This is a genomic window from Streptomyces sp. NPDC101776 (assembly GCF_044766845.1).
Classification (GTDB): Bacteria; Actinomycetota; Actinomycetes; order Streptomycetales; family Streptomycetaceae; genus Streptomyces.
The window spans coordinates 287294-302431 of sequence record NZ_JBIWMV010000006.1; the positions used below are offsets into that span (position 1 = coordinate 287294).

At 69.5% G+C, this 15138-nt stretch carries 12 protein-coding genes and 1 tRNA gene; 5 read left to right on the forward strand and 8 right to left on the reverse strand.

What is annotated here, in order from left to right:
• Positions 1-41: 41 nt before the first annotated feature.
• Together ACIRRY_RS21965 and ACIRRY_RS21970 are read right to left on the reverse strand one after the other, a co-directional pair.
• Entirely contained in the window at positions 42-1154 is a 1113-nt protein-coding gene (locus ACIRRY_RS21965; RefSeq protein WP_403975199.1) for a sensor histidine kinase, read from the reverse strand.
• Positions 1151-1819, reverse strand: a complete 669-nt coding sequence (locus ACIRRY_RS21970; RefSeq protein WP_403975202.1) for a response regulator — start codon at positions 1817-1819, stop codon at positions 1151-1153. The genes ACIRRY_RS21965 and ACIRRY_RS21970 overlap by 4 nt, the downstream gene beginning before the upstream one ends.
• Positions 1820-2029: 210 nt before the next feature.
• Here ACIRRY_RS21970 and ACIRRY_RS21975 point away from each other — a divergent pair, with 210 nt between their 5' ends.
• The gene (locus ACIRRY_RS21975) at positions 2030-3280 is read left to right on the forward strand and encodes a DUF418 domain-containing protein (RefSeq protein ID WP_403975204.1); all 1251 of its coding nucleotides are present in this window, start codon (positions 2030-2032) and stop codon (positions 3278-3280) included.
• Positions 3281-3344: 64 nt separating this feature from the next.
• On the opposite strand, the gene ACIRRY_RS21980 is transcribed toward ACIRRY_RS21975, so the two are convergent.
• The 5 genes from ACIRRY_RS21980 to ACIRRY_RS22000 all read right to left on the reverse strand — a co-directional run bounded on the left by ACIRRY_RS21980 (position 3345) and on the right by ACIRRY_RS22000 (position 10390).
• Entirely contained in the window at positions 3345-5111 is a 1767-nt protein-coding gene (locus ACIRRY_RS21980) for an esterase (RefSeq protein ID WP_403975206.1), read from the reverse strand.
• 293 nt (positions 5112-5404) lie between these two features.
• Positions 5405-5884, reverse strand: a complete 480-nt coding sequence (locus ACIRRY_RS21985) for a hypothetical protein (protein ID WP_403975208.1) — start codon at positions 5882-5884, stop codon at positions 5405-5407.
• Between the two features lie 227 nt (positions 5885-6111).
• A complete protein-coding gene (locus ACIRRY_RS21990) occupies positions 6112-6609 on the reverse strand; it encodes a hypothetical protein (protein ID WP_403975210.1) in 498 nt (165 codons plus the stop codon).
• A gap of 17 nt (positions 6610-6626) precedes the next feature.
• The gene (locus ACIRRY_RS21995; protein WP_403975212.1) at positions 6627-6965 is read right to left on the reverse strand and encodes a hypothetical protein; all 339 of its coding nucleotides are present in this window, start codon (positions 6963-6965) and stop codon (positions 6627-6629) included.
• A 116-nt stretch (positions 6966-7081) separates the two neighbouring features.
• A complete protein-coding gene (locus tag ACIRRY_RS22000; RefSeq protein WP_403975214.1) occupies positions 7082-10390 on the reverse strand; it encodes an NACHT and WD40 repeat domain-containing protein in 3309 nt (1102 codons plus the stop codon).
• A 979-nt stretch (positions 10391-11369) separates the two neighbouring features.
• Between ACIRRY_RS22000 and ACIRRY_RS22005 the strand changes: the two genes are divergently transcribed.
• Entirely contained in the window at positions 11370-11750 is a 381-nt protein-coding gene (locus tag ACIRRY_RS22005) for an arginase family protein (RefSeq protein WP_403975217.1), read from the forward strand.
• 285 nt (positions 11751-12035) lie between these two features.
• Here the strand turns inward: ACIRRY_RS22005 and ACIRRY_RS22010 are convergent.
• Positions 12036-12109, reverse strand: a tRNA-Thr gene (locus ACIRRY_RS22010).
• Between the two features lie 232 nt (positions 12110-12341).
• Here ACIRRY_RS22010 and ACIRRY_RS22015 point away from each other — a divergent pair.
• The 3 genes from ACIRRY_RS22015 (at position 12342) to ACIRRY_RS22025 (ending at position 14975) form a co-directional block, all read left to right on the forward strand.
• Entirely contained in the window at positions 12342-13478 is a 1137-nt protein-coding gene (locus tag ACIRRY_RS22015; protein WP_403975220.1) for an ABC transporter ATP-binding protein, read from the forward strand.
• 206 nt (positions 13479-13684) lie between these two features.
• Complete coding sequence (locus ACIRRY_RS22020; protein WP_403975222.1) at positions 13685-14146, forward strand: hypothetical protein; 462 nt, start codon at positions 13685-13687, stop codon at positions 14144-14146.
• Positions 14147-14243: 97 nt separating this feature from the next.
• The gene (locus tag ACIRRY_RS22025; RefSeq protein WP_403975224.1) at positions 14244-14975 is read left to right on the forward strand and encodes an NDP-sugar synthase; all 732 of its coding nucleotides are present in this window, start codon (positions 14244-14246) and stop codon (positions 14973-14975) included.
• Positions 14976-15138: the final 163 nt, after the last annotated feature.

The window sequence follows — 15138 nt, forward strand, 5'->3', positions numbered from 1 at the left end:
CGGAGGGCTGCCGCGCTACTGGCATGCCGGACGTACGAAGGTCAGGCGGAGTCGTCGGCCTGGAGTTCCAGGTGGAGTTCGTAGCCGCCGTCGGTCGTCGGACCGGAGGTGATGGTGCCGCCGAGGAGTTCGGCGCGCTGGCGCAGGCCGACGAGACCGTGGTGGGCGCCGGGCAGCGGGAGTGCGGAGCGGGTGGCGGCGGTGTTGGTGATGGTGGTGCGGAGGGCGCCGTCCCTGTGGTGGATGCGGACGGTCGCGGTGGCGCCGGGGGCGTGTTTGCGGACGTTGGTGAGCGCTTCCTGGACCGTGCGGTAGACGGCGCGCTGGAGAGTGGGCGGGAGCCCGTCGGGCAGGTCCGTCTCCAGTCGGGTCTCGATGCCGCTGGCGTCGATCAGCTGGTGCAGATCGGCGAGGGAGGGTTGGGGCGTGAGTTCGGTGGGACGGCTGCCGGAGGCGCGCAGGACGCCGACCATGTGCCGTAGCTCCTCCAGGGTCTGCACGCTGAGCCGGCGGATCGTGGCCCCGGCCGCTCTCGCCTCGGCGTCCGGGCTGCCGACCTGAAGTGCGCCGGCGGTCACGGCGATGAGGCTGACCTGGTGGGAGACCACGTCGTGCATCTCACGGGCGAGTTGGGCGCGCTCCTTCGCCAACACGGCCTGGGCGCTGAGCAGTTGCTCCTGCTCACGGGCCTCGGAGATCTCGGCGAGCCGAAGCGTCAACTCGCGCCGGGCCTGGACGAGTTGGCCGAGGAAGACCGGAGCGGCGGCCGTGGCGAGGGTGTAGGTGAGGTGCACCAGGCTGTAGGTCTCGTCGAGTTCGTCGACGTCGAGGGACGTCCACGGCCAGGGCATGAAGTCGACGACGGCGAAGGCCAGGGCGCAGGCCACGAGCAGCGCGCGGTGCCGGCAGAGCGAGGAGAGGGTGTACAGCGCGGCCATCGTGGCGATCGCCGCGTCGCCGATCAGGGCGGAGGGGAGCGTGAGGACGAAGGCCAGCAGCGGGCGGTGGCGGCGCAGCGTGAGAGCCAGGGCGGCGAGGAGGCCGTAGGCGGTGGCCGGGTGGTTGTCGCTGTCGAGGTTCACCCACAGGTCCAGCAGCGCGGCACAGACCAGCAGCGCGTCCACCAACAGGGCAGGCGGGCGGCGGGAGTTCATCGGACGGCTCCGTCCTCGGGCGGCCTGAGCAGTCCGGCCCGTTCGGCGACCAGTGCGGCCTGCACCCGGTTGTCGACCCGTAACTTCTCGAAGACGACGCTGACATGGCCTTTGACGGTGCCGGTGCTCAGATGGAGCCGGTCGCCGATGTCGGTGTTGGAGAGGCCCTCGGCCATCAGCGCGAGAACGGCACGCTCGCGCCCGCTCAGCCGGTCGACGAGCCGAACGGCGTAGGGCTCGCGCCCGCCCTGGTCGAGGAAGCTGTCCACCACCGTGCGTATGACCTGCGACGACAGTACGGTTCCGCCCTCGGCCAAGGTGCGGATCAGATACGGCAGTTGCTCGGGGTCGGTGTCCTTGAGGAGGAAACCGGCGGCGCCGGAACGCAGCGCCGCCTCGACGTACTCGTCGGTGTCGAAGGTCGTCAGCATCGCCACCACGGGAGGGTTCGACAGCCGGCGGAGTTCGGCCAGGACGGTCAGTCCGTCCACGTCGGGCATCCGGATGTCGAGCAGGACGACGTCGGGGCTCAACTCCCTTACCGCCTGCACTGCTTGGCCGCCGGGAACCGCCGCCACGGCTCCGATGCCGTCCGAGGCGTTGAGGATGTGGGTGAAGCCGGTACGGACGAGAGCCTCGTCGTCGACCACCAGGACACGGATCATGTGCGCTGCGCTCCTCAACTGCCCGTACTGCCGCTCGCTGTTCGTGAACTGCCCGTATTCCTGACTGCCGTTCGTCAACTGCCCCTAGTCCCGCCTGCCGTTCGTCGACTGGGACCGTCCGGTCGGCCGGTGCGGTTCCGGCCGGTCGGCGGGGCGGCTCCGGAAGGTTGCCGGGTGGGCTGTTCCTCGCGGCCCGCGAATCCTGAGGGCATGACACACGACGTATCGCCGGCCGCGCCGGCCGCCGCGTTACCCGAGCGGCAGACGGTCCCCACCGACGCTCCAACGACCGGACGCCTCATCGGTGTCGACCTGGCGCGCGGACTCGCCGTCCTCGGCATGTACTCCGCGCACGTCGGCCCCGACGTCACGGTCGGCGGACCCGTCGGCTTCCTGCTGGAGACCGCACGAGGCCGCTCCTCCGCCCTGTTCGCCGTGCTCGCCGGATTCTCGCTGATCATCATCACCGGCCGCCCCCACCCCCGGACCGGCCGCGCCGGCCGCCAGGCGATGACCCGGGTCGCGATCCGCGCCGTGGTCCTGCTGGCCCTCGGCTACGCGCTGACCGCCCTGGGCACCGAGGTCGACGTGATCCTCAGCTGCTACGGCCTGCTCTTCCTGACCGTGCTCCCGCTGCACCGGCTGCGCGCCGCGACGCTCGCGCTCGTCGCCGCCGCAGGCGCCCTGGTCCTGCCCCAAATCCTTTACACCGTACGGAAGTTGATCGAGGAGGGCGGGTGGGCGGACGCCGTCGTCCAGGCGGACCCGCTGGCCCGGATCAGCGGTACGGACGGCGTCGTAGAGCTGCTGTTCACCGGCGACTACCCGGCCCTGACCTGGGCGCCGTTCCTGATCGCGGGCATGGCGGTGGCCCGGCTCGACCTCACTCGGCCCGGGATCCGGATCCGGCTCGCCCTGACCGGCGGCGCGCTCGCCGTCCTCGGCTACGGCGGTTCCTGGCTGGCCCTGCGCCTCGTCCCGCACGCGCTGACCGTCATCTCGACGGCCACCGGCGGCAGTTCGGCCTCGTCGGCCTGGTGGTCCGACACGGTCGGCGAACCCCGGAACGGCACACCGCTCGCCTGGCTCCTGGTGGCCGCACCGCACAGCCAGACGACCTTCTCCGTCGTCGGCAACACGGGCGTCGCGTTCGCGGTGCTCGCCGGGTGCCTGACGGTCGCCGACCGGATGCCCCGCCTCACCCGGTCACTGGCGCCCGTCTCCGCGGTCGGCACGATGGCCCTGACCGTCTACGTCCTGCACATCGTCGCCCTCTGGCTCCTGACCGATGTCCGGTACGTGGCCGTCGTCGAGGACGAGACGATGGCCGGGCTGCCGGTGCTGCTCGGCTTCATCGCGACCGCGATGCTGCTGGCCATCGTGTGGAGGCGGCACTTCAGGCGCGGGCCCCTGGAGCAGTTGCTGCACTTGGCGACCCGGCCCGCGCGCCACGTCAGGTGACTGTCGGTACCGGGTGCCTGATCGAGGTTCGTCGGTCAGGCACCCGGGGTGTCAGGACCGGCGGTCACTTCTTGACGACGGACTCCACCCAACTGATGAAGTTCGTCGTCGCGTTGCCGGTGCGCTCGGCCATGGTGTGCGCCTGGGCCCACACCGTGGCGAAGTCCACGTCGCGGATGCCGTAGTTCCGCAGGGCCAACTGGAGGTTGATCTCAGTGGTGTTGGCCGTGTCGCCCTGCATGATGCCGGTGCGGATGCGCCAGTGCCGCGCCACCTTCGACTGCCGGTAGCCGGCGAAGGCGGGCGAGAGGAAGTACAGCGGGTTGTACGCCTCGGCCCGCCAGGCGATGCCCTTGCCGACGCTGTCCTTCTTCGCGAAGTCGCCGTCGTAGGCGGCGGCGCCGTAGGCGGAGTTCCAGTCGGAGTACGTGGCGTACGTCGTCTCGTTCGCCTTGACGACATCACGGGTGAGGGGCGCGAAGTGCGAGGGGACGCCAAGACCCATCGCGAAGACGCTGTTCTCGCCCTGCCCGCGGGCGTACCCGTCGAACGCGCCGACCGGCTTGTTCGCGTTCTTCTGGCTGGTGACGAAGCCTTCGAGGCCGGACACCGTGGCGGTGTTGGTCGTGGCGTCGTAACTGACCCACGTGCTACTGGAGTTGAGATAGGCGATGTAGTCGGCGACCGTCGCGTACGTGGTCGAGGTCCCCGTCTGGCCCGATCCGGGCGGGCCGCCCTGCGTGGTGATGGTGTACGGGAAGGTGTTGTCCGACAGGAAGTGGTTCAGCGAGGTGGTGATCACCTCGATCAGGTGGTCGTGGTAACTGCCCGCCAGGTGAACGCCGTTGCTGGACGCGGTCAGCTCCAGGCGCCTGCCGTGCTCGTCGCGCAGGCCCAGGCGGTTGACGTACTTGGGCCAGGCCTTGGCGAGGTCGGCCGAGTAGGCGCTGGTCCAGGTGCCGGACGCGCGCGTGCCGGTCGAGGCGAACTGGCCCATGTTCCACTCGTACGACAGGTTGGCCTCGGCCAGGTTGGTGATCGGGCACCAGGCCATGACACCGGCGACCGCGTCGCTGAGGGGGCGGCCCTGGGCGTCCTCCATCGCGGCGCCGATCGTCCGCAGGTAGGGGTGGTACAGGGGGCTGTCGCCGGACGTGCCCGCCACGGTGTCCTGGGCGCCGCCGCCGCTCATGCCGAACAGGACGATGTCGTCCGAACTGCCGGGCAGGACGCCCTCGTTGTACCGGAGGAAGCGGACCGCGGCCTTCAGGTCGGTCACGCCCCAGGGCGCCGCGTCGGAGCGGGTACTGGTCGAGCTGTCCCGGCCGCGCAGGCCCGGCCACACGTAGACGAGCCCGGCCGCGAGGTACTGCGACACGCTGCTGTAGCTGTACGACGTGGCCGGCGCCTGCTGGGCGTAGCCGGGGGTGTTGACCGGGATCACGATCGGCGCCGTGCCTCCCGAGTACTGCCCGACGGTGCCCTTGCGGTTGAGCTTCGCGGTGTACGTCGTCCCGTCGCTGTTCGCGGTGGCCGTCAGATAGGCGCCCGGTACGTAGATCGAGAGGTTCTCGTAGTCCGCCGCGGCCGGGTTCGCGACGTACACCTTCCCGAGTTGGTAGTAGACGTCGTTGGTCGCGTCGTAGGACCAGGCGGTGGAATCGAACTCCAGCGAGTACGCCGAGGACGAACTCCCCGAACCGCTCGACGAACCGCCCGCCGACGAGGTCCCGGCGAAGGCCGTACCCGCCGTGCCCTCGGCGACTCCGAACGCGGTCATGGCCGCGACGCCCGTGGCGCTCCGGATCACAGTTCTACGGTTGATGTCCACCCGTGGACCTCCTTGTACAGCTGGTTGCGTGGTCACAGCCGTACGCACCCACCGCCTCGGCGACACCGCGGGCAGATTGGGGTTGTGCGGCTCGGTCGCGTCCCAGACTGTCGGTCGAGAGCCAGGATTGTTAACAATTTCGATGATAATTTTGTTAGAAGGCGTCACCGGAGCGGGCGGGTGCGCGCCCTTGTGATCCGCGATCAGGGCGGGCCGCTTGGTGCAGTCGGTCGGGCAGGACCCGGTGTTCCTGATAGGGGGGCACCAGGTCGCTGTGGGTGGGGAGTTGAGCGTCAGGTACGGCACCGGGGGGCGGGGCGCAGGACCGGTGCTCGCCATGCGCCCAGTACGAAGAGCGCCTGCCTGGCGGCGACCAGTACGTCCAGGGCGTCCACTACATCCAGGGCGTCCAGGGCGTCCAGGGCGTCCAGTACGTCCAGTACGTCCAGTACGTCCAGGGCGAGGATCGTGCACAGCGACCAGCGCACCCAGTCGAGGATGCCGGGACCCGCCCCGGTGACCAGATGCGCGAGGACCACGGCGACACCGGCCGCGCAGCCGCCGAGCGGGACCGTGAACTGGCCCCGGCCGAGGACGCGTTGGGCGTTGAGGGTGGTGGGCAGAGGGTGTACGTCGTCCCGGCACGGGCCGATGCGGGGGGGGCGGGCGCGGCGCTCGTAGAACGTCCGTAGATCGATGCGCCCGGTCCGGTCCCGCTCCTGGCACAGCGGCGCGGTGACGAGGAAGCCGGAGAGCACGAAGAACACGTCCACCCCGGCCCACCCCGCGACCAACGCACCGCCGTGATGGGCCGGCGCCAGGAGTACCGCGACGCCCCGGACCCCGTAGCGCCGGACTCCGTTCAGGTTTCCGGCCCGTCGCCGTGGCCCTGTTCCGGCGTTCCCGTCCCCTGCCGCGTCACATATCGAGCGATATGTCGCAGAGGGCTTCGGTCAACTGCCCGGACGAGAACCCCATGAGTTTCCGATCAACAACTGTCCTACTGGGATTCCTCGGAACCGCCCTCGCTCGCTGCGGCGAGCTTGCCGCCGACGAATACCACGCCCAGTCCGAGGGCGGCTGCGCCGGCGGCTGCCACCACCTTCATCCCCGCCCCCAGGAACTGCTTGCTCTCGCTGTCCTTCTCGTACACCTGCCGCACGTTTCGGTCGAGGCGGTCGTGGAGGGCCTCCCGCTGCACCTCGCTGAGGTCGTCCCGACCGAGGTCGGCCCGCAGGGCGTCCCGCTGGTCCTGCGAAGCCTGGTAGAAGTGGTTCTGGCTGTTCTCGTTGGCTGCGAGAGTGGACTTGTGGGCCTCCGTGACCGCATCGATGTCGGCCTTGCCCAGGTCCTTGAAGGCCGGGAACTGCTCGATGAGCTTGAGCCGCACCTCGGTGGCCATCTCGGGCATCGCCGCCGCGAACTTGAGCACCTTGTCCTTGGACAGGTTCCGCCAGTTCGGGATACCCAACTTCCGCTTGAGCGCTGCTTCGTTCACGTCACCCATTCCCTGAATCATCCCGTCTCTGAAGGCCGGTCGAGGTCGAGCACCAGGTCCGGTCCCAGGTCGAACTCCCAGATCTCCATCCCGGCGAACGAAGCGTGATCCCGGTCCAATTGAAGCCACACGCGAGGCTCCTCGTCGTCGAGAACGATCCAGGCACTGTCGGCGCGGCCGACCGGAGCCGTTCGAAGGTAGGCGCAGGTCTGGCTGCATCCGCACCACCCGTGGAAGCGCAGGCCCGCAACGGCCTGAGCCAGGGTGGGCTCACCTTCAGAGACCAGCGCCGCATCGAGGAACGACACCAGCGCGGGATAGACGTCCGCAAGCAACGGTGGTTCGGTCTCGGTCACACAGTCCAGCTAACTGTCCCCAGCACACCCCAGTCCCGTCATTTGCCCAGATCCACAAGAAAAGCCCTGGCGGGATGTCCACGATGAACAGATGGGGTAACCCAGGTGACGGAGGATCAGGAACCGAAGCGTGGAACGTCCCACAGGCGCACGGTGCCGTCGGAACTGGCGGTGGCCAGCACTGCTCCGTCGTAGCTGAAGTCCATGGCCGTGATGGCATCGGTGTGGCCGACCAGTTCGTACGGAGCGCCGGGGACATCGGTGCGCCACACTCGTACGCGCCCCGAGTCGTCGCCGGTCGCGAGACGCGGTGCGTTGGGGCTGAAGGCCAGGGCCGACGCGGCGGGAAGAGGTGTGGGACTCCAGGCGCGGTCGTCGCCGTGCCGCCGCCAGAGCGCACTGCCCGCGGAGCCCGCGAGGGCGACGCTGCCGTCGTGGCGGCTGACAGCGATGGCCCGGGCCGTGCCGTCCAGGCCGTCCGGCTGGTTGCCGACGGGCAGGAGGCAGGTACCGTGCGTGAATCCGGGCAGTTCGTAACGCCACACCTCCTTGCCCATGGTGAGAATGGCCACGACCCCTTCATCGATCAGAGCGACCGACGCGGGGGGACACAGGTCCTGCTCCGGTCCATCCGACATCGGCCGAGTAAAGCTCCCATCGGGTTGTATCCGCCATACGTTCACGACTGCTATGGCCCCCCTGCTGTAGCTGTCAGATCCAAAATCGGACTCAGGTGCGAAGGCCCTGAGGACCAAGCCGCTGTGGACGTCCAGGGCGAGCGATGAGTACGTGCTCTCGGGAAAGTCAGGCGTCCCGTTGGGCAGGTGTCTCATGTCTGACAGCCACAGATCGCCGCTCACGTGGCTTGGGTCCATCGTCAGGAGACGGCCGTCCGGGTGGAACGTCACGGGGGTCGGCACGGTCAGCCCCTTGAGCGAGTGACGATCGCCGCTCGGGTCCCACTGCCATGACATGGCATTGGCCGCCGTGCAGACCAGCGAGCGGCTCTCCGGTTGGAATGCCACTCCTGCCATGGCGACTCCGGGACCGTCGAATACACGGAGGCTCATGTCCCGCGACACGAACCGGGTCCCGGCCGTGACCGCACCGATCGCTGTGACCGCCGCGACCGCGAGCACCGTACGCCGTCGCACATCGGTCGGCCGCGGGGCCGGCGACCGGTCTGCGTACGCCGGCACTCCCGCCAGCGCCTCCTGCAGCCGGATGTGGCGGAACTGGTAGCTGCCGCCCACCTGGCGGAGCAGCTCCCGGCGGCGGGCGTCGGCCAGAAAGGCCATGAGTGACCAGGGCAGTTGGCCGCGAAGGGCGAATACGGCCCGGACCAGGAGGAACCTGGGCCACGCGCGAGTGAGCAGGACCAGCACCGCGAAAATGGTTCCCGACAGGACAGCGAGGCCCGAGAGGACCAGCAGGTCGACGCCGAACAGCTGGCGCAGTGTGATCAGTTCTCGTTCGGCGAGAGGCAGGACACGCCCCCTGCCGGGCCAGCCGATTCCGCCCGTGAAGAGCCTCGCCAGGAGGGCACCGGACAGCATCCCCGCATACCACCCGGGCAGCCCGGTCAGGCCGACAACCAGGCCGGCGAGCAGGGCCCCTGTTGTCGCGGATCGCCGGTCCTGGGCGAGCGCGGTGTCCGGGCCCGTCTGCGCGGCCCGCGCCGGTGGTGCGTTCAGCCAGTTGTGTACGGCCAGCGCGAGCCCCATCACGACGGCCAAGCACACGGCGGCAAGGAGCATCTCGCAGTACAGCTCGACGACCGCGAACCCGCGAAGGGAAAGGGAGTAGACGACGGCCGCGCAGTACAGGACCGGCACGATGGACAGTGCGGCGAGTGCCGCCCCGGTGCCGAATCCACGCCCCAGCCGTCCCAGGGAACCCGAGAGCGAGAAGGAGAGCCGCCCGGGCGGACGGCCCGCCGTCGCGTACCAGACGATCATGCACAGGACCGCGCATCCGGCGCCGAATGCCAGTGCCCCGAGTGCCAGACTGCGGCCGGTGTGTGTGCCGGAACCCCAGATCACGACCACGAGGATGCCCGCCAAGGCCACCGCGCCACCCACCCCGAGGCCGACCACGGGCCCCGTCCAACGCGACAGGAGCCGCTCGCTCATCTGCCACCAAGCCAGGTCGCGTTCGCGGTGGTCGTGCAGGTAACAGGCCAGGAACGTGAGCCACTTGCGAGCCTGGGCGGGGCTCCAACGGTCCCGGCCGCGTTCCGGTGCGTCGTCGGGTCTGGCCGGATCGGGCGCGTACGCGGCATCCACGAGTTGCTGCATCAAGTGGTCCTCGACCGCGTACCGGCAGTCGAAGTCCTCCTCGTCCAGGAGTTCCCCCGGAGCACCGCCTCCGCGCTGATAGACCAGCCGCGCCGACGTCACCATCAGCGGCGTCGACAGTGCCAGTGCCAAGGGGCTCTCGGTACGGGCCCGCAGATGGGCGAGGACCTGATCCCAGTCGGTACCCGCCGGCCAGTCGACGTCCCCGAGGTAGGCGACGACGTCCTCGGCCGCGACGCGCGACATCTCCACCACCGGCGCCCGGCGCAGCGTGGGCGCCCCGCCCCGGATCAGGTCCTCGTACTCGTTGGCACGGCAGGTGACGACCACGGGCCGTTCGCCGCCGATCGCGTGGTTGATGCCGCGGATCGCGCTGCGCCGCGCCGACTCCGGGATCTCGTCCAGCCCGTCGAGTACGGGGAGCAGGAGGCCGTGGGTCAGCAGCGTGCGCGGAATCTCCTCACGACCGCTGTAGTACGGCAGCGCGAGCGTGCGCACGATCCAGTCGTCCAGGGATTCACGGGCCGGGTCCCACGACGACGCGGGAAGCAGGACGGGTACCGGGCCGCCCGCCTCGCGGGTGCTCAGCAGTCCCAGCGTGAGCAGCATCGCGAGGACCGTCTTCCCGGCCCCCGGCTCACCGATGATCACCAGTCGGCCGTCCGGCAACTGGGCGTGCCCGGCGGCCAGTTGGGCAACCGCCTCGTCGAAGCGTCCGTCGAGCCGGCCGTCCATCCGGACCCGGAGCACGCGTGCGCCGGAGGCCGACCGGCCGGGATCGTCGGCGACCGGCCGGGATGTCGTCGCCCAGGCGAGTGGCAGCACCCTCGGGTCCCGCAGGCGCCGGGCCTCCGCCTCCTCCAGCCACTGGGCTCTGAGCGTGCGGGCCAGGTCGTCGGCGTATGCGGCCGGATCGGGCCGGGCCGGTTCCTGTCTGAAGAAGTCGACCAGCGCCAGCAGGAGGGAGGCGATGCCGAAGAACAGGCTCGCGATCGTGGCAACGTTGCCCGCACCTGGTCGGTCGAGCGTCATCCACACCGCGAGGCCGACGGACACCAGCCCCAGACCGCCGAGGGAGAGGTCACGGACGAAGCGGCCCCGAGGGCGCCGGGAAGAACCTGAGAGCACCTCCGCATGCTGCCCGACATGCCGCGGCCCTGCGGCCCTGTCGCCCGACACCCCTCAACCGGGTGACCGGAGCAAGTGACGCCTCAGCGGACCGCGCGCTGTGGTAGAGCTGCCGCTGCTGCGCGGTTGCGCAGGAGCGGTCTTCAACTCCGCCGCCACGCCCCGTTCCCCGTGGCCCCGTCGGAGTGCGGCCAATTTTTCACCGCCCGCGCCGCAGGTGGCGGTGAGTGAGTCAGGGGTACGGCCGTCCGCACCGGCCCGTCCAAGTGAGAGCCTCGGCGTGGACAGTCGACCGAGCATCGGCGCCACTTCGCGCGCAGCCGTGCAGACGTTGCCGCCCTGATACCGCCGTCCCGCCAACCACCGTTCCTCAAACGCCTCCACGCGGCCGAACCGTGGCGCTCATTTCCGCCACCGACCTCGTCGCCCGTCAGCCCTCGCGCCTCACCGGACGAGTGGGGTGCCGTCATGACGCACTCCAATGTCGCGCGCGTCGACCGGTTCGCCGTCCAGCGAACGTATCCACCTGGTGATCGAGCAGGTCTTCCACACCACGCGGTCCGCCCCACGACCGGCCGGAATCGGTCCGTGCTCCCGCTGCGGAATGCAGCGAGCCCGGCCGCCTCGCACCCGACCGGGCTGGTGAATCGCGTGGAGGACCTGGCCCGGTCGCCCCCGGGCCGGGTCTCTCGACCACAGGCCGCAAGGGCAGTCATCCTCGCCCTGGTCCATCCACAGATGCGTGGGCGATGGGTTGTCGTAGGTGCCGGGCGTCGCGCTGCTCAGCGCGAGGGCCGGTGAGGCTGGCAGCACCGCGATCCGCGCAGTGAGCCGGCGAGGGGCGCGAAGATCAGCGACGGCAACGGGTGCCCTGGGGTCGTGCGGTCCTAGGTGGGCGGGACGGGAACTCGACGTCACGGCGGCAGGAGTTCTTACGCCGAGGCGTGGCCGTCGTCATCGTGACCATGGCCGTGGGGAGATGACCGAGATCGAGGCACGGGGCCTGGGCGAGTGCCTCACCGAAGCGCTCGCCATCGCCACGGACGACTGCGACGGTGTCTTCCTGTCGGTGGACATCGACGTCTGCGACCCCGGACACGCTCCGGGCACCGGCACCCCCGAGCCCGACGGCCTGACAGCCCGTCAACTCCTCGACGCCGTACGCCGGGTCGCCTACGAAGCCCCCGTCCTCGGTGTCAACGTCGTCGAGGTCGCGCCGCCCTACGACAACACCGAGATCACGTCGTTCCTCGCCGACCGTGTGGTCCTGGAGGCACTCACCGGCATCGCCCGCCGACGCAAGGACGCCCGCGACGGCACGACGTGGGATCCGCGCCGGCCGTTGCTGGACGGCCGCTGAAGACGCCCCATAGACACCCATAGACACCCCATGTCATCCGTCGAGTAAGGCAGCGGAGCCTGAGGCACCGGACTCTCACGGCCTCATCGACGTCGACGCAAGCTCTCCCAAGGGAAGCGGACACCACCAACAGCGGCACACCGCTGCCTGCCGACCGCACGGTTGGCCACCACTCGGCCACCGGGAGACGCACGGCAACACCTCTGAGCTGACACACCACCACAAACAAGGTCACGGAATGCAAAAAGGTCCAGGTCAGATGATGTCCGACCTGGACCTTGACTGAGCCCCCTGTCGGATTCGAACCGACGACCTACGCATTACAAGTGCGTTGCTCTGGCCAACTGAGCTAAGGAGGCCTGCGTGTGTGCGGGACGCGGGCGAGGCGTGCGCGATCACGTGCCTGGTGCAGTGTACCCAGGTCCCCGTCGCGCCCTGTCGAAAATTTCCGCGAAGTTCACATGCCCTCGGGTACTGACAGACCGGGCAAACGCCAGGTACCGTCCGTACCCAGTTCACTCGTGTGGACTACACCACCTTCCTACAACGGATCGTCCGGCACGTTCCTGCCGGTAGAAGGGGGCCTTCACCATGGCCACTGTTTCGTTCGACAAGGCGACCCGGATCTACCCGGGCACCGAGAAGCCCGCCGTTGACGGTCTGGAGATCGAGGTCGGGGACGGCGAGTTCCTCGTCCTCGTCGGTCCGTCCGGCTGTGGCAAGTCCACCTCGCTCCGGATGCTCGCGGGGCTCGAGGACGTCAACGCCGGCGCCATCCGCATCGGTGACCGCGACGTCACGCACCTGCCGCCGAAGGACCGGGACATCGCCATGGTGTTCCAGAACTACGCGCTGTACCCGCACATGACGGTCGCCGACAACATGGGCTTCGCGCTCAAGATCGCCGGCGTCAACAAGGCCGAGATCCGCCAGAAGGTGGAGGACGCCGCGAAGATCCTCGACCTGACCGACTACCTGGGCCGCAAGCCGAAAGCCCTCTCCGGCGGTCAGCGCCAGCGTGTCGCGATGGGCCGCGCCATCGTGCGTGAGCCCCAGGTCTTCCTCATGGACGAGCCGCTGTCGAACCTCGACGCCAAGCTCCGTGTCTCCACCCGTACGCAGATCGCCTCGCTGCAGCGCCGCCTCGGCATCACCACCGTCTACGTCACCCACGACCAGGTCGAGGCCATGACGATGGGCGACCGGGTGGCCGTACTCAAGGACGGTCTGCTCCAGCAGGTCGACAGCCCGCGCAACATGTACGACCGCCCCAAGAACCTCTTCGTGGCCGGCTTCATCGGCTCCCCCGCCATGAACCTGATCGAGGTCCCGATCACCGACGGCGGCGTGAAGTTCGGCAACTCGGTCGTCCCGGTCAACCGCGAGGCCCTCAAGGCCGCCTCCGACAAGGGTGACCGCACGGTCACCGTCGGCGTCCGCCCCGAGCACTTCGACATCGAGGAGCACAACGGCGAGGCCGCGAAGTCCCTCACCAAGGACACCGAGGACGCCCCCGCCGGTCTCGCGGTCTCCGTGAACGTCGTCGAGGAGCTGGGCGCCGACGGTTACGTCTACGGCAGCGCCAAGGTCGGCGACGACCTCAAGGACCTGGTCGTCCGCGTCAGCGGTCGCGCCGTGCCGGACAAGGGCGCCACGCTCCACGTGGTCCCGCGTCCGGGTGAGATCCACGTGTTCTCGACCTCCACGGGCGAGCGCCTCACCGACTGATCAAAGGTTCGACGAGAGGGCCCCGCGGTTCGCCGCGGGGCCCTTCCCGTTGGCCGGAGGCGGCCGACCGTGTCGACAAATACCCCGGCAGAACGGTCATTTCGAGCAGCGTTCGTCAACGCCTTACCCAATTCGAGGCACCAATCCATCCCCCAAATTGGTGACTAAATGTCGCCAAATCATTACCGGGCGCTACCCTCACACGCGTGAAGCACTCCAATAACCAACAGCCGCGACGCGGCCGGGGCGGCCCCGCCCGCCGGGTCGGCCGCACGCTCGCCCTCGTCCTGCCCGTCGTCATGGTGCTCTCCGGGACCCTCGCGGTCACCCGGGTCAACTGGTCGGGGAGCCCCTCCAGCTCGATGCTCACCGCGACGGACGTCACGGCGGCACGCGGAGCCTCCTCTCGGGCCGCCGCACGCGCCCCGCAGGACATCCTGCGCGACCAGCTCCTGACCGAGCTCCAGGACAAGAACCCCGGCGTCGTCCTGACCCACCTCCAGGAGGCGGTGAACGGCCGGCCCTCGCTCGCCGGCCACTGCACCTCCATCGCCCGCGCACTGGGCCGCGCCGCCGTCCGTATCTACGGCGCCGCACGCGCCCAGTCCTACGCCCGCCCCGTGTGCGACACCGCGTTCGCCTCCGGGGTCATGGCCGCGCACAGCTGACCCGGAGCCGGCGCCCGGAGTAGGAGGTCGGTAACGGCTGATTAAGGAACGGTTGCAGCCGAAAGACACGGTGGGGCCGCCACGTACAGTTCGGGTCATGACCGATCCGAACGCCGCGTCGCGCCCCACCCAAGCCGTGATCCTGGCCGGTGGCCAGGGATCCCGGCTGCGCCCGTACACCGACGACCGGCCCAAGCCGATGGTCGAGATCCCCGGCACGGGGACGCCGATCATCGGCCATCAGCTCGTCTGGCTCGCCGAGGAGGGCGTGACCGACGTGGTGGTCAGCTGCGGGCATCTCGCCGAGGTGCTGCAGGACTGGCTGAAAACAGCCGATCTGCCGGTCGATGTGACCACGGTCGTCGAGACGGAGCCGCTGGGCCGCGGCGGCGGCCTCAAGTACGCCGCCGCGCGTCTGCCCCACCCGGACAAGGCGTGGTACGCCACCAACGGCGACATCTGGACGCGGTTCTCGCTGCGCGACATGGCGGACTTCCACGCCGAGCGCGATGCCGTCGCCACGCTCGCGCTGGCTCGGCCCCGGATTCCCTGGGGGGCCGTGCAGACGGACGGGTTCGGGCATGTCACGGACTTCATCGAGTCGCCGCCGACGCAGTACGCGATCAATGCGGGTGTGTATGTCTTCTCGCCTGAGTTCGCGGGGTTGTTGCCGGAGCGGGGGGATCATGAGCGGACTACGTTTCCCCACCTTGCGCGGGAGTTGAGGCTTGCTGGGTTCCCGATTCCTCAAGGGGCCTACTGGCGGGCTATCGATACCGCGAAGGATCTGACCGAAGCCGCCAAAGAGCTTGCTGCGCTTGGTCGTTGAGTGCCGGCCGTATGTGGCTGGTCGCGCAGTTCCCCGCGCCCCTAAAAAACTGAGGCGGGGGGGGCGCCGAATTGTGATGCGCCGCCCCCGCGGTTTTTAGGGACATATCCCCGGCGGGGGGGCGCGCGGGCAAATAACACCCCCCCCCCCCCATCCCCCCCCC

Bases quoted from the DNA above. Each gene is read 5' to 3' on its own strand.
- ACIRRY_RS22025 (WP_403975224.1), top strand. From the start codon at position 14,244: ATGACCGATCCGAACGCCGCGTCGCGCCCCACCCAAGCCGTGATCCTG.
- ACIRRY_RS22015 (WP_403975220.1), top strand. From the start codon at position 12,342: ATGGCCACTGTTTCGTTCGACAAGGCGACCCGGATCTACCCGGGCACC.
- ACIRRY_RS22005 (WP_403975217.1), top strand. From the start codon at position 11,370: ATGACCGAGATCGAGGCACGGGGCCTGGGCGAGTGCCTCACCGAAGCG.
- ACIRRY_RS21970 (WP_403975202.1), bottom strand. From the start codon at position 1,819: ATGATCCGTGTCCTGGTGGTCGACGACGAGGCTCTCGTCCGTACCGGC.
- ACIRRY_RS21975 (WP_403975204.1), top strand. From the start codon at position 2,030: ATGACACACGACGTATCGCCGGCCGCGCCGGCCGCCGCGTTACCCGAG.
- ACIRRY_RS21965 (WP_403975199.1), bottom strand. From the start codon at position 1,154: ATGAACTCCCGCCGCCCGCCTGCCCTGTTGGTGGACGCGCTGCTGGTC.